At 69.0% G+C, this 19554-nt stretch carries 23 protein-coding genes and 1 pseudogene; 8 read left to right on the top strand and 16 right to left on the bottom strand.

Annotation, left to right across the window (positions count from 1 at the left end; genetic code table 11):
* The first annotated feature begins 59 nt into the window (after positions 1-59).
* Entirely contained in the window at positions 60-485 is a 426-nt protein-coding gene (locus Scani_RS05900; RefSeq protein WP_174872622.1) for a hypothetical protein, read from the top strand.
* 162 nt (positions 486-647) lie between these two features.
* Here the strand turns inward: Scani_RS05900 and Scani_RS05895 are convergent, their stop codons facing one another.
* The 8 genes from Scani_RS05895 to Scani_RS05865 all read right to left on the bottom strand — a co-directional run bounded on the left by Scani_RS05895 (position 648) and on the right by Scani_RS05865 (position 3950).
* Complete coding sequence (locus Scani_RS05895) at positions 648-983, bottom strand: DUF6959 family protein (protein WP_246295501.1); 336 nt, start codon at positions 981-983, stop codon at positions 648-650.
* A gap of 242 nt (positions 984-1225) precedes the next feature.
* Positions 1226-1459, bottom strand: coding sequence for an 8-oxoguanine DNA glycosylase OGG fold protein (locus Scani_RS42070; RefSeq protein ID WP_328689605.1), 234 nt, complete (start codon positions 1457-1459; stop codon positions 1226-1228).
* On the bottom strand, positions 1423-1899 hold the full coding sequence (locus Scani_RS05890; RefSeq protein ID WP_246295500.1) for an 8-oxoguanine DNA glycosylase OGG fold protein: 477 nt from the start codon (positions 1897-1899) through the stop codon (positions 1423-1425). The genes Scani_RS42070 and Scani_RS05890 overlap by 37 nt, the downstream gene beginning before the upstream one ends.
* A 115-nt stretch (positions 1900-2014) precedes the next feature.
* Positions 2015-2182, bottom strand: coding sequence for a hypothetical protein (locus Scani_RS05885; protein ID WP_159470691.1), 168 nt, complete (start codon positions 2180-2182; stop codon positions 2015-2017).
* Positions 2183-2532: 350 nt separating this feature from the next.
* Positions 2533-2823 carry a hypothetical protein gene (locus tag Scani_RS05880; protein WP_159470689.1) on the bottom strand — a complete coding sequence of 97 codons (291 nt, stop codon included), beginning with the start codon at positions 2821-2823 and terminating at the stop codon, positions 2533-2535.
* 226 nt (positions 2824-3049) lie between these two features.
* The gene (locus Scani_RS05875) at positions 3050-3238 is read right to left on the bottom strand and encodes a hypothetical protein (protein WP_246295498.1); all 189 of its coding nucleotides are present in this window, start codon (positions 3236-3238) and stop codon (positions 3050-3052) included.
* Between the two features lie 80 nt (positions 3239-3318).
* A complete protein-coding gene (locus tag Scani_RS05870; RefSeq protein ID WP_159470687.1) occupies positions 3319-3657 on the bottom strand; it encodes a hypothetical protein in 339 nt (112 codons plus the stop codon).
* Positions 3654-3950: a hypothetical protein gene (locus Scani_RS05865; protein ID WP_159470685.1), complete on the bottom strand. Its 297-nt coding sequence runs from the start codon at positions 3948-3950 to the stop codon at positions 3654-3656. The genes Scani_RS05870 and Scani_RS05865 overlap by 4 nt, the downstream gene beginning before the upstream one ends.
* Before the next feature lie 235 nt (positions 3951-4185).
* Here Scani_RS05865 and Scani_RS05860 point away from each other — a divergent pair, with 235 nt between their 5' ends.
* The gene (locus tag Scani_RS05860) at positions 4186-5559 is read left to right on the top strand and encodes an NsdA family TPR-like regulatory protein (protein WP_159470683.1); all 1374 of its coding nucleotides are present in this window, start codon (positions 4186-4188) and stop codon (positions 5557-5559) included.
* A 6-nt stretch (positions 5560-5565) separates the two neighbouring features.
* Here the strand turns inward: Scani_RS05860 and Scani_RS05855 are convergent, their stop codons facing one another.
* From Scani_RS05855 to Scani_RS05845, 3 genes are all read right to left on the bottom strand, one after another.
* On the bottom strand, positions 5566-6486 hold the full coding sequence (locus Scani_RS05855; protein ID WP_159471748.1) for a phosphotransferase enzyme family protein: 921 nt from the start codon (positions 6484-6486) through the stop codon (positions 5566-5568).
* Between the two features lie 1099 nt (positions 6487-7585).
* Positions 7586-8281: a peptide-methionine (S)-S-oxide reductase MsrA gene (gene msrA, locus Scani_RS05850; RefSeq protein WP_159470681.1), complete on the bottom strand. Its 696-nt coding sequence runs from the start codon at positions 8279-8281 to the stop codon at positions 7586-7588.
* 162 nt (positions 8282-8443) lie between these two features.
* Positions 8444-9604 carry a hypothetical protein gene (locus Scani_RS05845; RefSeq protein WP_159470679.1) on the bottom strand — a complete coding sequence of 387 codons (1161 nt, stop codon included), beginning with the start codon at positions 9602-9604 and terminating at the stop codon, positions 8444-8446.
* A 217-nt stretch (positions 9605-9821) separates the two neighbouring features.
* Between Scani_RS05845 and Scani_RS05840 the strand changes: the two genes are divergently transcribed.
* Positions 9822-10982 (top strand): cystathionine gamma-synthase, encoded by a 1161-nt coding sequence (locus Scani_RS05840; RefSeq protein WP_159470677.1) that lies wholly within the window; start codon positions 9822-9824, stop codon positions 10980-10982.
* A 24-nt stretch (positions 10983-11006) separates the two neighbouring features.
* On the opposite strand, the gene Scani_RS05835 is transcribed toward Scani_RS05840, so the two are convergent.
* The 3 genes and pseudogenes from Scani_RS05835 to Scani_RS05825 all read right to left on the bottom strand — a co-directional run bounded on the left by Scani_RS05835 (position 11007) and on the right by Scani_RS05825 (position 12673).
* Positions 11007-11255, bottom strand: coding sequence for a hypothetical protein (locus Scani_RS05835; RefSeq protein ID WP_159470675.1), 249 nt, complete (start codon positions 11253-11255; stop codon positions 11007-11009).
* Positions 11256-11485: 230 nt separating this feature from the next.
* Positions 11486-11950: pseudogene (locus Scani_RS40385) on the bottom strand (sigma factor-like helix-turn-helix DNA-binding protein); the annotation flags it as partial.
* A gap of 222 nt (positions 11951-12172) precedes the next feature.
* On the bottom strand, positions 12173-12673 hold the full coding sequence (locus Scani_RS05825) for a MarR family winged helix-turn-helix transcriptional regulator (RefSeq protein ID WP_159470673.1): 501 nt from the start codon (positions 12671-12673) through the stop codon (positions 12173-12175).
* 207 nt (positions 12674-12880) lie between these two features.
* Here Scani_RS05825 and ilvA point away from each other — a divergent pair, with 207 nt between their 5' ends.
* The 3 genes from ilvA (at position 12881) to Scani_RS05810 (ending at position 16535) form a co-directional block, all read left to right on the top strand.
* Positions 12881-14152 carry a threonine ammonia-lyase gene (gene ilvA / locus Scani_RS05820; RefSeq protein WP_159470671.1) on the top strand — a complete coding sequence of 424 codons (1272 nt, stop codon included), beginning with the start codon at positions 12881-12883 and terminating at the stop codon, positions 14150-14152.
* A gap of 410 nt (positions 14153-14562) precedes the next feature.
* Positions 14563-15660, top strand: coding sequence for an ATP-binding cassette domain-containing protein (locus tag Scani_RS05815; RefSeq protein ID WP_159470669.1), 1098 nt, complete (start codon positions 14563-14565; stop codon positions 15658-15660).
* Positions 15657-16535 carry an ABC transporter permease gene (locus Scani_RS05810; protein ID WP_371872311.1) on the top strand — a complete coding sequence of 293 codons (879 nt, stop codon included), beginning with the start codon at positions 15657-15659 and terminating at the stop codon, positions 16533-16535. Before Scani_RS05815 ends, Scani_RS05810 begins: the two co-directional genes overlap by 4 nt.
* 133 nt (positions 16536-16668) lie before the next feature.
* Here the strand turns inward: Scani_RS05810 and greA are convergent, their stop codons facing one another.
* Both greA and Scani_RS05800 read right to left on the bottom strand, forming a co-directional pair.
* Positions 16669-17166, bottom strand: a complete 498-nt coding sequence (gene greA, locus Scani_RS05805; protein ID WP_159470667.1) for a transcription elongation factor GreA — start codon at positions 17164-17166, stop codon at positions 16669-16671.
* A 290-nt stretch (positions 17167-17456) separates the two neighbouring features.
* Positions 17457-17867 (bottom strand): DUF4307 domain-containing protein, encoded by a 411-nt coding sequence (locus Scani_RS05800; RefSeq protein ID WP_159470665.1) that lies wholly within the window; start codon positions 17865-17867, stop codon positions 17457-17459.
* 131 nt (positions 17868-17998) lie between these two features.
* On the opposite strand from Scani_RS05800, the gene mca reads away from it, so the two are divergent.
* Together mca and Scani_RS05790 are read left to right on the top strand one after the other, a co-directional pair.
* On the top strand, positions 17999-18871 hold the full coding sequence (gene mca, locus Scani_RS05795) for a mycothiol conjugate amidase Mca (RefSeq protein ID WP_159470662.1): 873 nt from the start codon (positions 17999-18001) through the stop codon (positions 18869-18871).
* A gap of 4 nt (positions 18872-18875) precedes the next feature.
* Positions 18876-19127, top strand: coding sequence for an RAMP4 family protein (locus Scani_RS05790; RefSeq protein WP_159470660.1), 252 nt, complete (start codon positions 18876-18878; stop codon positions 19125-19127).
* Positions 19128-19554 lie beyond the last annotated feature (427 nt).

The raw sequence follows: 19554 nt of genomic DNA, 5'->3' as shown, positions 1-19554 counted from the left end.
GGCATTGCGCCGGCACTGTACGTTCCCGCTCACGGATCGATGTAGCTCAGGGGGCGGGGATGTCTGGATACGGCCGCGCGGACAGTGAATGGGAAGAGCTGGTACATGCTGGTCGTGGCTTCCTCGTCCAGCGAGCGAAGCTGGGCAAGCTCACCTCGTACACCGAGCTCAACGTGATTCTGGCCAGGCGAACAGGCTGCCGTCCCTTCGACTTCGAGCGTGCTGACGAGCGGGCGGCTATGGGGCATCTGCTCGGACTGATCGTGGAACGAGATCAGGAGATCGCCCCCTCGGACCCACCCGTCATGCTCTCGGCTCTGGTGAACTACTTGGGTGCCAACGACGCTGGCTCCGGCTTCTATCAGTTGGCCAAGGAACTCCAGTTGCTCCCCATGAGCGCGTCAGCGGACGAGAAGTTCGGCTTCTGGGTTAAGCAAGTGAAGCGACTCTACGAACGCCATGGAACTGGTCCGGCCGTGGCCTGAGACCGAAGCACTGCGAGTGTCTAACTGCGTGACAACGCTGACGGACAGCGGCGGACAAGCGCGGACGCCTGCGGACCATCGGAGCAGGTGAAAGACGCAGCGGCCCAAGGTCAGGCCCCCGCCCAAGTTGCTTCGGGACGAAGAGGTCGTAGATCCCGCCACTCAGTATGGCCGGGGGATTTCGTGCTCCTGCAATGCATCCGCGTAGCGCGTCAGCAGTGCGTCGAGGCCCTCTAGGAGGAGGCCGGCCGAGTCTTGGGCCTCGGCCAGATCGCCGCGCTCACACGCCTCCACCACCTCGGCCAGATCGCTACGAAGGATGTGAAGGGAGTCGCCCTGCATCAACACCCCCGGGAACCTCCGACCGGGCAGGCGAACCACAGCGTCGTTGCCTCCATCAGTGAACAGCTCTGCCTCAACGCGCTCCATCACGCCATCCAACCTGACATCACCAGCTGACATCAACGCCGGCGCACGCAAGCGGCCTTGAGCGGCCACGCACAGAGGACCAGTAAGGGCGCCAAGGCCCCAAGTAGGCCGAGGGATCGAACTCCTATAGCGGTGATCACCGAGACGGCAGGCGCACAGACCGAGCGGCCGCGCCCGTGCCAGACATGTGCCAGATCGTGCGGGGAACCACGGGGAATGGAGGGACCAGACCACCGGCCACACAGGTCCCGTTGCCGCTCTAGCGCAGGTCGACTCAGCAACCAACCGTAGAAAACTAAAGCTCCCCAAGCTCAGGGCTCGTCCACGCGGCCGTTCAGATGAAAGAGAAGCCACTCAAGCCAGTGCCCTGTGACTCCCAGAGACGAGGCCCAACCGTGCATGGAGCTAACGTAGGTGGCGTAGCGGGTCGGCCAATGGCGAGTGCCGGCCGCCTTCCAACCTGACCACCCGAGGGCGTTCAACGAACGAAAGACCCGAGCGTCGAGGATCAAGGCCCGGTGACACGCGGCATCGCGGTCGTCCACAGCCGCGAACCACTTCGTGAAGAAGGATCTCGCCCTACCCCGTTGAGGACGAACTGTCGGTAGGCCCCGCTCAGGTCGCCGTCTCGGACCGCTTCGCGCGTGGTCCGGAGAACAGCGGGCATGCGGTCGTCGGACAGGGCCGCTTCGGTGTACCTCGGCCCGCGTCCGTTCGTAGTGCCCGAGCCCCAGATCATGACGGCCACGAACAGGTCACGCAGGCTGACGGGATCCTCGCCAACGTGGCCACGGAGATCGACCAAGTCGTCCCGGCTGATGACCTGGTCACCGCTCGGCTCGTTCGCACATCCAAAGCCGATATCGAGTACGTGCGCCGCGCCACGCGGCTCCAGTCGTGAGTGCCACGTCCCAGGACGGAAGCGCACGGGCTTCTGTTCACAATCGCCGTAGCTCACAACGAGCTTCTGAAGCTGCTTCATCATGCTTCCCTGGCCATGGCGACGGCGCGCACTAGCCCACGCCCGATGCAGCAAACTGGGTACTGCAAAGCAGCCCTTTGAGTGGGGGCGACTCCAGCAGAGTCGCCCCCACTTCGACCTAGACGTCCTGCTTCTTGATGTAAGAGACCGCGGTCATTCCGAGGCCGAACGCCCCGCCGAGCGTTGCGGCTCCAGCACCAGTGGCAGCCAGCGGGGCCATGCCGAGCGCCACCAGGATGATGCCCGCGAGAAGTCCCACAACCGTGGAGCCAAAGAAGAGAGTCATGACCTCAAGAGCCCTGTGATTGCACACGACCTGGGTCGAACTGGTTGCCACGTGGCACCCTCCGTTGATATCGCCGATCCCTACTGACTCCGGACACACCTGACCTAGGTGATGACCCGGCATCAGTGGAGAGTTAGACCCCCTCTGGGTCTAGGACTCTCCACAAGGGAAATGCAGCGATCAACAAGGGCCTCCAATATGGGAGTTGTGACCATGCGAGCATAGCTTATTACTCTTATGCCGTGCAATCACGCGGACTTGAGGCACTGGGCATAGCCTGCGATGACGTCTACACCAGCCCCCGAAGGCTGTCCCATCACCGCAATCGCGGGTCGGGGTCGTCATGCCGCTCAACTTGCATCTCGCCACCTGGCCAACGCCGCGCGGGCCGACACAGTGACCTCATGCGCCGCTTCCATCGATAGCTCCAGTCGCACGACCCCCGAGCCATCCGAGGCCGCAGCAGCGCGCAGCTTGATTCCCGCGGTGTCCACCCCTGCTGCAACCAGCGCGTCGCCCAGCTCTTCCGCCGCCCGCGTCGCGTCTCGCCAGCCGGCCAGGTAGTCCACCCCACGTACCCACAGGACCGCGTCAGGGTCCAGGTCCTCACCGTCGAATCCGTCGTCCCCGATGCCGTCCATTCCTCAAGTCCCTTTCCCCGCAAGCTGGCTGAACACTGTCCGTGCCGGGCCACGCCGTAGGAAGACACGACGAGGGCCCCGGTACCATCGGCACCGGGGTTCGTGATCGTTTGGGACCGATCCCCTGCCGGACCACCCCGCGCCTGCCAGGGTTTGAGGGGTGGTCCGGCGTCATGTCTGCGGTTGTTATGCGTGGCGCCTCTGGCCGGTCGCAAGCCGGCAGGGGTCAGAAGCGTTGTCGGCCGCCCGGGTACTGGATCGACTTGCGGCACTCCGGCGCATCGTCGGGCACGGGCTCTTGGTCGAGCGCATGGCAGAGCGCAGCATGGACCCGCTCCGCGTCAGCTACGGTCAGCCGCAGCGGAGCGGTTGCGACGAGGTCCCCATGGCGGGTGATCTGGAGCGTCAGCGCCATCTCTCCGTCCGGTCCACGGTTCACTGACTTGCTCGCTACCGGTGCGATCTCCCATCCCGGTGTCTCCCGTGCGGTCCGGCTCATCCGATCGTCCCGCTGTCACCTGTCGACGGCTTGCCCCGCTCGGCATCCTCGTCATCGGGTTCGGGCAGCCGTTCGCCTCTGCTCTCAGCCACCCTCAGCGCGTCCCGAAGTGCTTCGCACAACCGAGCACTCAGGAATCGGAGTTCCACGGCGTTGGCCTTCTGGTCTTCGAGCAGCTTCGCCGCGTGGTCGAGCAGTTCGGCGCCCATCTGGAGCTGGACCTCTTCCATTTCGTCGGCGAGCTGTGCGAGAGGGCTGTCGCCGTCGTCGGTCGACAGGTACGAGCGCTGTCCGGCCGGACCGGGCCACGGGAGGAGACGCAGGTTGGCACTCACAACGTCACCGCCATCCACTGCGAGTCGCACAGTGATCCGGGGCAGCGGCCAGACTCGGCCCGGCGCTGTGTCTGCTGCTCGTGGGCAACGAGGTAGGGGCGGACGAGCCGGACGTCCTCACCGCGGATCGGGCCCCAGAGGTACGGGTCGGGGACCCGCGGCACGCTGAAACTGATCGTCGGCGTGTCCACGCAGCCGACCACTTGGCTCGTTCCCACCGCGCGGTGGTGCCCCGGAGCGGGCAGTAAGACTTTCAGCAGCAACTCGAAAAGCCTGGCGATATGGTTCCGCATGTCGACCTGCTTCCATCAGGTTGGCCATGCCCCGGGGTGCCGTCACGCACCGCCGGGGTGTCTTGTCTCGACAGTCAACGACCGTCTTTGGCCAAGAGGCAGCGTTCATACGGGGGTTCATGTGCACACGAGGGGTTCAAGATTTCGCTCCAGGGGGTTCGCGATGAACCCCCTGCGGCCAAATCTGGTGTGACACGATGAACACTTGACGTGACGTGGGGGGTGCCAGCAGAACGTGAGCAGAGAACCCAACCACCAGTTGGCCACCGTCATGGCGGAGGCTGGAGCCTCCAACAAGGGACTGGCCAGACGAGTCCGCGAGGTCGCGCAGCGGCACGGTGAACACCTCGGGACGACGCACGTTGCCGTTCAGCGATGGTTGGACGGCAGCGGCATCCAGCGGCAGACAGCCGTGTTCGTCGCCGAGGCGCTGAGCGACAAGTTACGGCGGAGGGTAACGCCGCAAGATCTGGGATTCCCCGGTGCCGCGTGGGCCCCCGCTCCCGTATTCGGCATGGGCTACGCCGGTTCGCTGGCCGAGACGCTGAACGTCCTTGACGGCCTTACGCACCAGCGTCCGGAGGACGGCCCGTCGGACGAGCCCCAGCTCCCGGACGCCGACGTGCACTCCGCCGCCCTCTCGTGGCTTATCTCCCGCCCGGACGGTGTGCCTACCGATGCCCCCGCCACTCGCCGGGTCGGCATGCGTGATGTCGCCGCGATCCGGACCGCCGCCGGGTTCTTCATGCAGTTGGACTTCCAGTTCGGCGGCGGGCACGCGCACAAGGCGTTCCGGCACTACTTCCGGGAAGATGTGCTGCCCCTGCTGGGAGCCGGCTACAGCGCCAAGGTGGGCGAGGAACTGTTCCAGGCCGCATCGGAGATGTCACAGCTTCTTGCCTGGACCGCTTACGACAGCGGAAACCATGCCCTTTCCGACCGCTACATGATGTCGACGCTACGGCTGACTCAGGTGGTGGGCGACCGCATGATGGGCGCACGGATCCTGGCCAATATGAGCCACCAGGCCAATTACCTGGGCCAGGTGCCCCGGGCTCTGACGCTGGCCCGCGCGTCGGTGGAAGGCGGCAAGGCCGCCTCCACGCCCCGTGCGATGGCGCTGTTCTCCGCCCATGAGGCACGCGCCCTGTCGACGGCGCAGGACCACAAGGGTGCTGCCCGCGCGATGAGCGAGGCTGAGAGGTTCTTCGAGCGTGCCGACGGCGCAGACGATCCCGAATGGCTCTCGTACATGGATGAAGCCGAGCTGATCGGGGAGTTCTGCCACTGTTTCCGTGATCTCGGACAGGGCGCCGAAGCCGTCCGCTTCGCCGAACGCGCTGTGGAGCTCACCGACCCGAAATACGCCCGTACGCTCGGGTTCTGCCGCATGGTGCTGGCACAGAGCCAGCTACTGAACAGAGATCTCGAAGCCGCTGTGGCAACCGCCGGTCTCGCCATCGAGGCCGGGGACGCTCTGGAGTCCGCTCGGTTCCAGCGGTACGTGGGCGACTTCCAACGTGAGGTGTCCGCGTATGGGACGCACCCTGCCGTTCAGCAGTTCAGCGGGCAGGTACGGGACGCCATGAATCGGCTGGGCGACGAGTAGCTGAGGTCACCCCGGGTTCCAGTCGCGTGGCGCGTCCTCGTTCCGGAGCGAGGAGATACGACGGGCGTACTCCGCAGCCGTCTCCGCGCTCTCTGACACGTTCTGCATGAGCCACGTTGTCATGTTGAATTCCTGCACTGCCCGGAGCGTGGAGAAGCCCGACCACGTACGGAGATCCCGCCCGTAGGCCCCGACGAAGGCGCCGTACTGTTCCTTGGTCTGCCATCCCAGGCTGTGATGCTCGGTGGCGGTGACCATCAGATCCCACTCGGGGTGGTCGAAGCTGAACCGCTCCAGATCGATCAGGATCACCTGGCCGTTCCGGTCCACCATCAGGTTCTGCACGTGAGCGTCCCCGTGTACGGGGCCCTTCTCGGACTCGAAACGAAGATCCGACACACGGTCCCGAAGCTCACGCGCGCGCTTCCGCAGGAAGGCGCGGTCGTCCTCCGGTATGTCGAGTGCCGCATTGATCCGTCGGTCGGTCCTGTCCAGGACGGGGTACGGCGGCAGGTTCAGCGTGTCCGGCAGGCTGAGTGAGTGCAGGTCCCGGAGGACCGCGCCCAGCTCTCCGTACGTTGCCTTGCGGTCCCCCTCCTCGATCAGGTGCCAGAACGTCACCGGATGGCCGTCGACGACCAGGGGCTGCTCCAGGTCCTCAACCACGCGCGTAACGGGGAAGCCCTCGTGCGACAGCCAGCGCGACACCTGAGCCTCTCCCCGGGCCGAGTCCAGGTATTCGGCCGACCGGGCGATCCGCACCACCACAGGGTGGACAGCCAGCCGGAACAGCGCGTTCTCTCCCAAGCGGATCAGGCGCGCTCCGTCGCCGTCGAGCCCCGCCCGTCGACACGCCGCGGCCAACACCTGTGTAGCGGCACCCGACGTGAACCCCTCTCCTGTGCTCCGCTCAGCATCAGACGGCATGCCCGCATCCACTCCCTCAACACCGCCAACCCGGTAGCGCAGACCGCCGAGGCAGGCAGCGGCCGGCAACAGAATCAAGGCGACCGTACCCACGGGCGGTGACGACAGACGGGGCCGGGGCATGTCGAGCGACCGCTCTTGAGGAACGACGGATTGATCCGTGCCTTGCGGTCCTGCTGCAGCGCATTGGGAAAGCGGCCCTGGTGAACCGCAGGCAAGCCCAAATCCGGGGAGGACGTCTGGTAGACGGGGACCGTGGATCCCGTGTGCCGCTACCTCGCATCGATCGTTCGGCCCTTCGGCGAGACACTCGGCCGTGGCATCGCGCGAATGGCGGTCGACGCCACGGCCGGTTGAGCCGGACTCAGGCCGGTCCGGCTACTTCTCCGACGTTTCGGGGGCGGGGGCAATGCCCCGTCGGGAGGGACCGACCCCAGTTCGTCCCCGAAGGGGCACTTAGCTTGCCCCCGTCCCTAACGGGGTGTGTTGCCCCGTGATTGGCTCGGCCGGTCAGTGGATGACGACGCCTGGGACAAGGGCGACGAGGCCGGAGACAAAGCTCCCTACGCCTGCGAGCGTGACGATGATGGCCTTGCCGTCCGAGAACAGGCCTGAGCAGAAGGCGCGTAGCTGGCGTCGGAGGACCAACACCTTCAGCTTCTCCCAGCGGTGCTGGCGGACCTGCGCACACCCCATGAGAAGCCCCGAAGCGTTGTTCCGGCAGCCGTCATCGTGCCCTCGGACCGGAGCACCACACGTAACAGGGGCTCGGAAGAAGCACCACGCGGTAGTGACTGCTGAAAGCACGATTACCACGACTGGTCCTGCCGCATGGTTGATCCACGCGGCGATCAGTAGAAGGCCACTTAGGACCCCCCACCACTTGCCCAGACCACCTAGCCCTTTTCCTGCTGCCCCCGAGGTTGCCATGGCCTGCATTTTGGTGGGTTTGCTCCCGCCGTCTGTACGGTGCTGCCCTCCTTGGCTGGAAAACGGCGCAAGTAGGCGGATGCGTGCTGGTTGCGGGACTTGCTGGCTATGTCATACATGCCAAGCGGGGTGTTAGTTCGTACGCCCTGTCCGGCCGAGATTCCCAAGGTCAGTCTTCGACGGGCGCGATCCCCGTCGGACACGAGCCCCAGCCGGCGGATGGGTCACTTAGCTTGACCCCCGTCCCCCCGATCCCGCAGTACCCCGCCGGGTTCTTGTCCAAGTACTGCTGGTGGTAGCCCTCGGCCGGGTAGAAGGGGCGGGTGTCGGCCGGGAGGATTTCGGTGGTGATGTCGGTGTAGCCGGAGTTGTGGAGGACGGTGCGGTAGGCGTCGCGGGAGGCTTCGGCGGCTTCTTGCTGGGTGGGGGAGTGGGTGTAGACGGCGGAGCGGTACTGGGTGCCGACGTCGTTGCCCTGGCGGAAGCCCTGGGTGGGGTCGTGGGACTCCCAGAAGAGCTTGAGGAGAGCGGTGTACGGGACGACGGCGGGGTCGTAGACGACGCGGACGGCCTCGGTGTGGCCGGTGTGGCCGCTGCAGACCTCTTCGTAGGTGGGGTTCTCGGTGTGGCCGCCCTGGTAGCCGACGAGGGTGGTCCAGACGCCCTCGGTCTGCCAGAACTTCCGCTCGGCGCCCCAGAAGCAGCCCAGGCCGAAGTCGGCGATCTCCAGGCCGTCCGGGTACGGGCCGAGCAGGGGGTTGCCCAGGACGGTGTGCCGGTCGGGGACGGCGAAAGGCGGCTCGGCGCGGCCCGCGAGGGCTTCCTCCGGGGTGGGGAGGTGGTTCTTGAAGCGGGAGAACAGCATGTGGATCAGGCTCCTGGGGAGGGAGAAGGGACCTCAGGGTGCTTAGAGAGCAACGCTGGAGGGCGGGGAGGCATTCCGGCCGTCAGCCCTGCGGTGGTGGGCGGGCTCCTGACGTGCGCCGAGCTGTTCCGGCGCGTGATCCCGCCGGGGCGCGGGCCGCCGTCAGCGCTCCGGTGGGGGGAAGGCTCCTGAGGTGCCGCCCAGCTGTTCCCAGCCCGCGATGGCCAGGGCGCGGTAGGCGGCGTATTCGGCGGCGGGGCTGCGGCCGTAGGACCAGGGGACGGCGCCCACGTGGCCGTCGACGAGGCGGAGCTGTTCCATGGCCTCGGCGTAGCGCTCGGCGCGGACCAGGAACCAGACGAGCAGGTGGCGGACGTGCGGGGCCATGGGGTGGTCGGCGGGGGCCTCGCGGAGGGCGAAGTGGGCGCCCTCGATCGCGCGCTCGACGACCGCGCTCTGGAAGAGGCTGCGGACCATGTTGGCCTCGGGGAGGTGCTCGTACACCGCGAAGAGGGGAAGGGCCGGCAGGAGGGTCTTGGCGGGGGCGGCGGCCGCGGCGCGCTCGGCGAAGGCCTCGGCCTCCTTGCGGGAGCCGTGCCACTTCTGGGACCAGTAGGGGAGGGCCGCGAGGTGGGCGCCCATGTGCTGCGGGGCGCGCTGGGCGACCTTGGTCCACAGCTCTTCGTAGTCGGCGGGGCGGTCGTGCAGGCCGCGGGCGATCGCCAGCTCGGTGATGTACGGGATCGGGCTGCCGGGGGCCAGCAGCGCCGCTTCCCGGCAGACCGTACGGGCCTCTTCGAGGATCATGCGGAAGTCCTGCGAGCCGGGGTCGCGCAGCGCCTGGACGACCAGGAACTGGGCGTGCGTCTGGGCGCCGCCGGGGTCCTTGGGGGCCTCCGAGCGCCAGGTGCGCAGCCAGATCCCGCCGGTCCGGCCGCCGTCGCCGTACCCCGGCGCCGTACCGCGCCGCTGCAGCTCCGTCGCCTCCTCCGCGGCCAGCTCGAACGCGGCGGCGCCGGCCAGCGTCTGCACCCGCTGCCAGCGGCGCTCCCAGTCGTCGCCGGTGGACTTCAGCAGCGCGGCGGCCGGGCGCCAGTCGTGCGTCCGGCGCATCTCGGCCAGCGCATCGGCCAGTTCCTGGTCGGGCCCCGGCAGCCGTGCGTCGAGCTCCTCCAGCGGTACGAAGCCGTAGCCGGCCATCGGGTCGGAGGCCACCACCAGGCCCTGCCGGGTGTGCTGCACGGCCCGGCGGCGCCGCATCCAGGGCAGGAAGACGAGGCCGCCGAGCGCGAGCGCGGCGAGGAGAACCAGCAGAGCGTCCATGAGAGGTGTCCTGTACCTGAAGTTCTTGTAAAGGCTGCCTGGGAACGGAGCGGGGCGGAGAGGCGGGCGGAGGGGGCGGCGGCCGGGCAGGGCCGGGCACGGCACGGGTGGCGGGCGGACTACGGGAACCGGTGTGCGGTCCCTCATGTGTATCCACTATCCAGCCAACCAGAAAGTTCCGAAAAGTTCGGTCGCGTGGCCGGTTACCCTCGGCGACATGAGCGATCAGCGCGAACCACGCCATCAGCATTTTGAAACCGTTGCCATCCACGCAGGTCAGGAGCCCGACGAGGCGACCGGCGCGGTGGTACCGCCCATCTACCAGGTATCCACGTACAAGCAGGACGGGGTCGGTGGGCTCCGCGGCGGCTACGAGTACAGCCGCAGCGCGAACCCGACCCGTACCGCCCTGGAGGAGAACCTCGCGGCCCTCGACGGCGGCCGTCGCGGTCTCGCCTTCGCCTCCGGCCTCGCCGCCGAGGACTGCCTGCTGCGCACTCTGCTGGTCCCCGGCGACCACGTCGTCATCCCCAACGACGCCTACGGCGGTACCTTCCGTCTGATCTCGAAGGTCGTCGAGCGGTGGGGCGTCGAGTGGTCGGTGGCCGACACCTCCGACCCGAAGGCCGTGCGCGACGCGCTGCGGCCCCGTACGAAGGCGATCTGGGTGGAGACGCCCAGCAACCCGCTGCTCGGCATCAGCGACATCTCGGCGCTGGCCGCGGTCGCCCATGACGCCGGGATCAAGCTCGTCGTCGACAACACCTTCGCCAGCCCCTACCTCCAGCAGCCGCTCGCGCTGGGTGCGGACGTGGTGGTCTACTCCACGACCAAGTACATGGGCGGGCATTCGGACGTGGTCGGCGGCGCCCTCGTCGTCAACGACGACGCCCTCGGCGAGGAACTGGCCTACCACCAGAACGCGATGGGCGCGGTCGCCGGGCCCTTCGACGCCTGGCTGGTGATGCGCGGCATCAAGACGCTCGCCGTCCGCATGGACCGGCACAGCGCCAACGCGGCCCGCATCGCGGACCTGCTGGCCTCCCACAAAAAGGTGACCCGTGTCTACTACCCGGGGCTGACCGAGCACCAGGGCCACGAGATCGCCGCCAAGCAGATGCGGTCCTTCGGCGGCATGGTGTCGTTCCAGGTCGCGGGCGGCGAGCAGGCGGCGGTGGAGGTCTGCAACCGGGCCCAGCTGTTCACCCTCGGCGAGTCGCTCGGCGGCGTCGAGTCGCTGATCGAGCACCCGGGGCTGATGACGCACGCCTCGACGGCCGGTTCGCTGCTGGAGGTCCCCAACGACCTCGTGCGCCTCTCGGTCGGCATCGAGTCGGTCGACGACCTGCTGGCCGACCTCACACAGGCGTTGGGCTGACGCACCCGTCGCCGGCCCTGTCGTTCACCACCCCTCCGCGGGAGGGGTGGTGCGGGCCGGCGGGTGCAGCCCGCCGTGAGCCATGACCGCCCAGGTCAGCGCCACCAGCACGAGCAGCGCGCACAGCCGGCCGAGGCGCCGCAGCAGCCTGCGGTGCGCCAGGAGGCGGCGGCCGCGGGCGGTGGCCCGGTCGGCGAGATCGGGCGGTACGAGCGGATGCGGCCCGGCCAGCATCTGCCGTACCTCGGACTCCTTGCGGTCGGGGAGGCTCATGGGGCCGCCGATTTCGGTGCGGGGGTCTGGGGCGCGCCGGATGCCGGTGGCGCCGGGGAGCCTTGAGTCGGGTTGGATGCCGGTGGCGTCGGGGGGCCTTGGGGCGGGCGGCCGGATTCCGATGGTGGCGGGGGCTTTCGGGCCGGGTCCGGGGGCAGTGGCGGTGGCGAGATCGACTGTGCGCGCCCGGGTTCCTGCGCTTGCGCGGGTGCCTGCGCCGGCGCGGGGCGGCGGGCCGGGGCGGGCTCCGGCCGGGGGCGGTGACTGCGCATCTCCGCGATCGCATGCAGGCACAGGGCGTGCACCCGCTCGGCGGGCAGACCGAGTTGGGCCGCGGTCTGTTCCTCGGGCACACCCTCGTACAGCCGGAGGACGAGGACCAGTCGCTCCTGGGGGGACAGCCGGTCCAGGAGGCCGCCGCGCGGGCGGCGGTGCCGCCAGGCGGTGTGCGCGAAGCGGGCGGCCAGCTCCCGGCGGGTGCGCTCGTACGGATCGTCGCCGCGGAGCCGGTCCCAGGCGGCGTAGGTCCGCGCGAGTGCGCAGGTCAGCAACTCTTCGGCGGCCGGGGCGGGTCCGGAGGCGGGCTCCCCGGTCAGCAGCGTGGCGGTATGCAGCAGCCGGCCCGCCGCGCCCGCCACGAACAGCGCGAACTCCCGGGCACGGCGGCGCTCCTGCGCCGGTTGCCGCTCTCGCACCACGCCTCCCGGACGACGGACACCCGACCCCCTGGGCTCCTATGGCACGGCAGTGCGGCCACCCGGTCAAGAGGCGTGACGGGTGCGGCAGTCGGCGGCTGGAGAGTCCGCGGGGTGGCGGGCGCGGCGGGGTGGCCTCGGCGCGGCGGTCGGGGCGAGGCGAACTCCCACCGGCGTCAGACCGTCGGGCCCATCGGCGTCAGAACGTAGGACCCACCGGCGTCAAGACGTCGGACCCACCGGCGTCAAGGACGCGGTGATGTCGGAGAGGGAGGCGTTGAAGCGGGTCAGGAGCGTGGTGAACGCCGTGCGCTCCTCTTCGCTCCACTGCTCGGTGACCAGCGCCATCAGCGCACGGCGGGACGTGCGGACCTCTTCCAGGCGCGCGCTGCCCCGCTCGGACAGCTGGAGTACCACGGCCCGGCCGTCCTCCGGATGGGTGGCGCGGCTGACCAGCCCGGAGTCGACCAGCGGGGCCACCTGCCGGGTGACCGTCGAGGAGTCGATGCCCATACCGGCGGCCAGGGCCTTGACGCCCATCGGGCCTTCCTGGTCCAGGCGGTTGAGCAGCAGGTAGGCGGCGCGGTCCATGGAATTGCGCGCCTGCCCGACGCCGCCGAGCCGGCTCTGTTCTGCGCGGCGGGCGAAGACGGCCACTTGGTGCTGCAGCGCGTCGAGGAGAGCGGAGTCGGTGTGGGTCGTCATGTCCGAAGAGGTGGGCATGGCCGGGAGCTCGCTTCGATGGAAGTGCGTATGGATGAGAGGACAGCGTACGCGGACCCGGCGCGGGGCGTACCTGGCCGGTCCATACCGATAACGCCCTGTAACCCCCGGCGACCGCACGGGTCCGTGCCGCACCGCCCCGCGGCGCGCCTGATCGCCATGTGGGCAGAAAACGCTCCATGGTGGCCGAACTGCAAGACTGGCGATATGGCCGACCACACGCCGCGTACGACGCCCGGGACCTCCGCATCCGTGCACTCCGCCGAGGACCCGGTCGCCGCGATTACGGTCGATGACGTACGCGCGGCGCACAAGATGCTCTCCGGTGTCTCCCGGGCCACCGCGATGGAGGGCAGCCGCTATCTGTCCGGGCTGGTCGGCGCGCCCGTACACCTCAAGTGCGAGAACCTCCAGCGCACCGGCTCCTTCAAGATCCGTGGCGCCTACGTACGGATCGCCGGGCTCTCGGCGCAGGAGCGGGCGGCCGGTGTGGTGGCCGCCAGTGCCGGCAACCACGCCCAGGGCGTGGCGCTCGCGGCGTCCCTGCTGGGGGTGCGCTCGACGGTGTTCATGCCGGTCGGCGCCCCGCTGCCGAAGGTCGCGGCCACCCGCGAATACGGCGCCGAGGTACGGCTGCACGGCCAGGTGGTCGACGAGACGCTGGCCGCCGCCCAGGACTACGCGCGGGAGACCGGCGCGGTCTTCATCCACCCCTTCGACCACCCCGACATCATCGCCGGGCAGGGCACCGTCGGCCTGGAGATCCTCGAACAGTGCCCCGAGGTGCGGACCATCGTCGTCGGGGTCGGCGGCGGCGGGCTCGCCGCGGGGGTCGCGCTCGCGGTCAAGGCGCTGCGGCCGGATGTGAAGGTCGTCGGGGTGCAGGCGGCGGGGGCGGCCTGCTATCCGCCGTCGCTGGCGGCCGGGCGCCCGGTGGCGATCGAGGGGATGTCGACGATGGCCGACGGCATCAAGGTGGGGCGGCCCGGCGAAGTGACCTTCGGGATGGTCGAGAAGCTGGTGGACGAGGTCCGCACGGTCACCGAGGGCCAGCTCTCCAGCGCGCTGCTGCTGTGCCTGGAGCGGGCGAAGCTGGTGGTGGAACCGGCCGGGGCGAGTCCGGTGGCGGCGCTGCTCGCCGATCCGCAGTCCTTCCAGGGGCCGGTGGTGGCCGTGCTGTCCGGCGGCAATGTCGACCCGCTGCTGCTGCAGCGCATCCTGCGGCACGGCATGGCCGCGGGTGGGCGTTACCTCTCGCTGCGGCTGCGGCTGACGGACCGGCCGGGGGCGCTGGCGATGCTGCTCGGGGTGCTGTCGGAGGCCGATGCGAATGTGCTCGACATCGGCCATGTGCGGACGGATCCCCGGCTCGGGCTGACCGAGGTCGAGGTGGAGCTGCATCTGGAGACGCAGGGCCCGGCGCACTGCGACGAGGTGCGCGCGGCGCTGCACGGCGCGGGGTACGTCGTCGCGGAGTGAGCGCGGCGGTGCGGCAGGGGGGCGGGTGGACCGCGGGGGCCGTACGCAGCGGCGGCACACGGAGTATCACGTAGAGGCACCCCATGGAGCGCCCGGGACCGCGATGCGGCAGAGCGGGCGGATGCCGTACGGGCTACCGCAAAAGGGATTGCCGTAAAGGGATGGGGCGGAGGGGCGTCGCGGGTATACCGTGGCGCCCCCACACAGCGTCGGCGAACGCTCGTTCTCTCTCCGTGCGTGCGCGGAGAATCGAAATTTATATCGCGATGTATCGCGTTTGCGCGTAGCATCACGGCTACGGGGTGCCGAGGTGTCATGGCGTTCCGTCGCGGACAAATGCCCGCAGAGCAGGCATAGGCCGCCAACCGTATATTCGACCTGGAACTGACCCAAGCCATGGGAGTACCCATATGCCAGGCGCCATTTACGCCGAAGGTCTGGTGAAGACGTTCGGCGACGTGAGGGCACTGGACGGCGTCGACCTCGACGTTCCCGAAGGAACCGTCCTCGGAATGCTCGGCCCCAACGGTGCCGGCAAGACGACCGCAGTACGCGTGCTGACGACCCTGCTCCAGCCCGACCGGGGCAAGGCCGTGGTCGCCGGGATCGACGTCCTCGCGCAACCCGACGAAGTGCGGCGCTCGATAGGCCTGTCCGGCCAATTCGCCGCCGTGGACGAGTACTTGACCGGCCGCGAGAACCTGACGATGGTCGGCCAGCTCTACCAGATGAGCGGGCGCGACGCCAAGCGGCGGGCCGCTGAACTGCTGGAACGCTTCCATCTCGGCGACGCCGCCGACCGCCCCGCCAAGACCTACTCCGGCGGTATGCGCCGCCGGCTCGACCTGGCCGCGGCGCTGGTCGTCAGCCCGCCCGTGATGTTCATGGACGAGCCGACCACCGGTCTGGACCCCCGTAACCGCCAAGCGCTCTGGGACGTCATCCAGGAGCTGGTCGCGGGCGGCACGACCCTGCTGCTCACCACGCAGTACCTGGAGGAGGCCGACCGCCTCGCGCACGACATCTGCGTCGTCGACCACGGCAAGGTCATCGCCCGCGGCACCTCCGACCAGCTCAAGGCGCGCACCGGCGGTGAGCGCGTCGAGGTCGTGGTGCACGCCGCCGAGCACCTCACCGTCGCCGACGAGGTCCTGCGCGGCTTCGGCAAGGGCGAGGGCACGGTCGAACCGCACACCCGCAAGCTCACGGTCCCCGTCTCGGGCGGCGCCAAGCTGCTCGCCGAGGTCATCCGCGAACTGGATCTGCGCGGAGTGGAGATCGACGACATCGGGCTGCGCCGCCCGACCCTCGACGATGTGTTCATCTCGCTGACCGGGCACACCGCGGAGGCGGCCGAGGAGAACGGCGCGGGCGGCAAGGGCGCCGTCGGGCGGCAGAAGAAGGGCGGCAAGGGCGGCAGGACTGCCGGTCCGGGCGCGTCAGGGGCGGTGGCCGAAGCGGTCGGCGCGGACGCGAGCGTCACGATCGACAAGGAGGGCGTGAAGTGACCACGGTGACCGAAACGGCCGGCAACGCCCCGCTCCGCACCCCGCAGGCACGCGGCGGCTTCAGCCGTTCCGTACGCGACTCCCTGGTCGTGGCCAAGCGCAATCTGATCCGGATGCTCCGGATTCCCGAAGTGGTGATCTTCGGACTCATCCAGCCGATCATGTTCGTGGTGCTGTTCACGTACGTCTTCGGCGGTTCCATCAGCATCCCCGGTGCCCCGGTGGGCAACGCCCAGGCCTACCGCGAGTTCCTGATGGCCGGGATCTTCGCGCAGACCGTCACCTTCGCCACGGCGGGCGCCGGCGCGGGCATCGCCGACGATATGCACAAGGGCCTCATCGACCGGTTCCGGTCGCTGCCGATGTCCCGCGGCGCGGTGCTCACCGGCCGTACCCTCGCCGATCTGGTGCAGACCGCGCTGACGCTGGTGGTGCTGGCCGTCGTCGCGCTGCTGATCGGGTGGCGTGCCCACGAGAACCTCGTCGAGGTGCTGGCCGGATTCGCGCTGCTGCTCCTGCTGGGCTACGCCTTCTCCTGGATCGGCGCGCTCATCGGGCTGACGGTGCGGACGCCCGAGGCGGCCACCTCGGGCGGGCTGATCTGGCTCTTCCCGCTGACCTTCATCTCGAATGCGTTCGTCCCGGTCGACGGCATGCCGGCCTTCCTGCAGCATGTCGCGGAGTGGAACCCGTTCAGCGCGACGGTGGCCGCCGCCCGGCAGCTGTTCGGCAACACGATCGACGGGGCGCCCACGTCGGTGACCGGGGCCTGGCCGATGGACCACCCGGTGCTGGCCTCGGTGATCTGGTCCGTCCTGATCATCGCGGTCTTCCGGACGCTGGCGGTCCGCAAGTACCGGTCGGCGACGGCCTGAGGGCTGCGGCCGCTGGGGCCCGAGGGAGCCAGGCCCGTCCCCAGGGCGCCGCATTCGGGCGCCGCACACATGATGAAGCGGCCCGGAGCATCGTGCTCCGGGCCGCTTCGCCGTACTGGGGGTGCCTCGGGCGTCAGCCGGTGTACGGCTTCGCGTCGAGGATCTTCACGGTCGCCTTCTTGCCGTTGGGGAGCTCGTACTCCGCCTCGGCGCCGACCTTCTTGCCGTTCACGCCGGTGCCCAGCGGCGACTGGGGGGAGTAGGTCTCGATGTCCGAGCTCGCGTACTCCCGGGAAGCCAGCAGGAACGACAGCGTGTCGTCCGGGTCCCCGTCGAACGCGATGGTGACGACCATGCCGGGAGCGACCACGCCGGTGGCGGCAGGCGCTTCGCCGACCTTTGCGGTCTGCAGCAGCTGGGTGAGCTGGCGGACGCGCAGTTCCTGCTTGCCCTGCTCCTCCTTGGCCGCGTGGTACCCGGCGTTCTCCTTCAGGTCACCTTCCTCGCGGGCCGCCGCGATCTTTTCGGTGATCTCGGCGCGTGCGGGACCAGACAGGTGCTCCAGCTCGGCCTTGAGCTGGTCATACGCCTCCTGGGTAAGCCAGGTGACGTTTTCGCTGGTCTGGGTCACAGGTGCTCCTCGTCGGTACTGGGGATAAATCAAACGCCCTACCAGGAAGGTTTGCGCCTTCACAGGTGGGCGAAACCACGAGCCTAACAATTCCGGCACAAAACGGGGAAGAGGAAATTCACAGCGGCCCCACAGGAACGCATCATCCCTGATCAGAGGCGGTCACGACACGCCCCGCTGATGAGCGGGGCGGCGGGGCGGAGTGGTGCGGACGTGGTGTGGCCGTCGTGCGGGCCGTACGGGGGTGGCGCGGGGCCGTGCGCCGGCGCGGTGGGCGCTCGCCGTGCAGGTCAGCCGTGGTCCGAGGCCGTACAGCCGACGAGTACGGCATTGGTGGCCCGCTTCGTCGTACGCACCGTGACCTCGGTGTCCACCTGGCCCGAGCGCTGGTCGACGGTGACGTCCTTGCGGCCGACCTCGGAGCCGTCCTCGGCCTGTGAGCGGAGCGTGCACACGCCCTTGTCGTCCGTGCCCTTGACGATCTCGAGGTGGACCTTGACGGCGTGATCGGAGACCGCGTCCCAGGCGATCACGCGGGCGCTGAGATCCTGTCCTGAGATGTACGAGATGCCGGACCAGCCGATGACGCCCAGCAGGGCGGCGCCGAGCACCGCGCCGATGATCTTGAGCTTGCGGTCCGCGCGCTGGTCCGCGGAGCGGCCGTAGCGTCCGTCGGGGAGCCCATCGCGCACCGCGGTCATGATCCATCCTCCTGGGTACCGGGACCTGAGCCACGAACCCCCGGGGGGTCCCCGCCCCAGGGAATACAGCGCCCCCTCGCTTCGGTCACTATAGGAGGCATCTTCTCCGGCCTTTCACTGAGGATCGAGTCTTGACTGAGCAGCTGCGATTGATGGCGGTCCACGCCCACCCCGACGACGAGTCGAGCAAGGGTGCGGCCACGATGGCCAAGTACGTGTCCGAGGGGGTGGACGTGCTGGTCGCCACCTGCACGGGCGGTGAGCGAGGTTCCATCCTCAACCCCAAACTCCAGGGGGATCCGTACATCGAGGAGCACATCCACGAAGTACGGAAGAAGGAGATGGACGAGGCCCGGGAGATCCTGGGCGTCAAGCAGGAGTGGCTCGGCTTCGTCGACTCCGGGCTGCCCGAGGGCGACCCGCTGCCGCCGCTGCCCGACGGCTGCTTCGCGTTGCAGGAGGTCGACGAGGCGGCCGGGCGGCTGGTCAAGCTGATCCGGGAGTTCAAGCCGCAGGTCATCACGACCTACGACGAGAACGGCGGCTATCCGCACCCGGACCACATCATGACCCACAAGATCACGATGGTGGCCTTCGAGGCGGCCGGCGACCCGGAGAAGTACCCCGAGGCCGGCGAGCCCTGGCAGCCCCAGAAGCTCTACTACAACCAGGGCTTCAACAGGCCGCGCACGGTCGCGCTGCACGAGGCGCTGCTGGAGCGCGGCATGGATTCGCCGTACGGCGAGTGGCTGGAGCGCTGGAAGCAGTTCGAGCAGCGGGAACGCACGCTGACCACGTACGTTCCGTGCGCCGACTTCTTCGAGATCCGTGACAAGGCGCTGATCGCGCACGCCACCCAGATCGACCCCGACGGTGGTTGGTTCCGGGTGCCGATGGACATCCAGCGCGAGGTCTGGCCGACGGAGGAGTACGAGCTCGCGAAGTCGCTCGTGGACACTTCCCTCCCCGAGGACGACCTCTTCGCGGGCATCCGCAACAATTGAGCCCATGATGAGCGCGACCAGCACCCTCGCCCTGACGCACTTCGTCACCCTTGCCGACAGCTTCGACAAGGACAAAGTGACCCCCGGCGTCCTCGGCTTCATCGTCTTCGCGGTCATCGGCGGCGCCGTGTGGCTGCTGATGAAGTCCATGAACAAGCAGATGAAGAAGGTGGACTTCGAGGAGCAGCCGGAGGAAGGCGACGCGGGCACCGCCACCGCCGCCTCCGCGCCGGCGCCCACGCCGAAGACCAGCTGAGGACCGGCCGAGCAGGACCGGCCGGTCCCTGAAGACCGGGTGGCGGTCGACGGCCGGCCGATGGACACGGCCGGCTGACCGGCCCGGCGGCTCGTCGGCCCGAGCGGTCGACGAGCCGGGGCCGATGTGCCGCGGGCCATTCCGCTGCGAACCGTTCCGCCTCGGGCCGGTCGGACGCGGGCCGGTCCGGCATGGTCCGGGCCGTTACGGCCCGCCCGACTCGGCTCGGTGCCTGCGGCCAGGCCGCCACGGAACGGGTCGCCGTGCTCCGGGCCATTACGGTCCGGTCCGGTCCGTCATAGCCCGTCCGCTTGGGCGTCGTCGCCGCGGCCCGATCCGTCATGGCTCGGTCCACCGCGGCCCGATCCGCCCTGCCGGAGCCCCGCCTGCGTGAGTGCCCCTCTGGGCCGGAGCGCCCCGCTTGCCG

Source organism: Streptomyces caniferus, from assembly GCF_009811555.1.
Lineage (GTDB): Bacteria > Actinomycetota > Actinomycetes > Streptomycetales > Streptomycetaceae > Streptomyces > Streptomyces caniferus.
This window is presented reverse-complemented; position numbering and strand designations above follow the sequence as displayed.

Excerpts from the sequence above, each read along its gene's own strand:
- Scani_RS05900 (WP_174872622.1), top strand. The coding sequence starts at position 60 with ATGTCTGGATACGGCCGCGCGGACAGTGAATGGGAAGAGCTGGTACAT.
- Scani_RS05865 (WP_159470685.1), bottom strand. The coding sequence starts at position 3,950 with ATGCGGAACCATATCGCCAGGCTTTTCGAGTTGCTGCTGAAAGTCTTA.
- Scani_RS05800 (WP_159470665.1), bottom strand. The coding sequence starts at position 17,867 with ATGACCGCGGTGCGCGATGGGCTCCCCGACGGACGCTACGGCCGCTCC.
- Scani_RS05875 (WP_246295498.1), bottom strand. The coding sequence starts at position 3,238 with ATGGCGCTGACGCTCCAGATCACCCGCCATGGGGACCTCGTCGCAACC.
- Scani_RS05790 (WP_159470660.1), top strand. The coding sequence starts at position 18,876 with ATGATGAGCGCGACCAGCACCCTCGCCCTGACGCACTTCGTCACCCTT.
- Scani_RS05835 (WP_159470675.1), bottom strand. The coding sequence starts at position 11,255 with ATGAGCCTCCCCGACCGCAAGGAGTCCGAGGTACGGCAGATGCTGGCC.
- Scani_RS05815 (WP_159470669.1), top strand. The coding sequence starts at position 14,563 with ATGCCAGGCGCCATTTACGCCGAAGGTCTGGTGAAGACGTTCGGCGAC.
- msrA (WP_159470681.1), bottom strand. The coding sequence starts at position 8,281 with ATGCTGTTCTCCCGCTTCAAGAACCACCTCCCCACCCCGGAGGAAGCC.
- ilvA (WP_159470671.1), top strand. The coding sequence starts at position 12,881 with ATGGCCGACCACACGCCGCGTACGACGCCCGGGACCTCCGCATCCGTG.
- Scani_RS05845 (WP_159470679.1), bottom strand. The coding sequence starts at position 9,604 with ATGGACGCTCTGCTGGTTCTCCTCGCCGCGCTCGCGCTCGGCGGCCTC.
- Scani_RS05885 (WP_159470691.1), bottom strand. The coding sequence starts at position 2,182 with ATGACTCTCTTCTTTGGCTCCACGGTTGTGGGACTTCTCGCGGGCATC.
- Scani_RS05855 (WP_159471748.1), bottom strand. The coding sequence starts at position 6,486 with ATGCCGTCTGATGCTGAGCGGAGCACAGGAGAGGGGTTCACGTCGGGT.
- Scani_RS05840 (WP_159470677.1), top strand. The coding sequence starts at position 9,822 with ATGAGCGATCAGCGCGAACCACGCCATCAGCATTTTGAAACCGTTGCC.
- Scani_RS05825 (WP_159470673.1), bottom strand. The coding sequence starts at position 12,673 with ATGCCCACCTCTTCGGACATGACGACCCACACCGACTCCGCTCTCCTC.
- Scani_RS05880 (WP_159470689.1), bottom strand. The coding sequence starts at position 2,823 with ATGGACGGCATCGGGGACGACGGATTCGACGGTGAGGACCTGGACCCT.
- Scani_RS05890 (WP_246295500.1), bottom strand. The coding sequence starts at position 1,899 with ATGATGAAGCAGCTTCAGAAGCTCGTTGTGAGCTACGGCGATTGTGAA.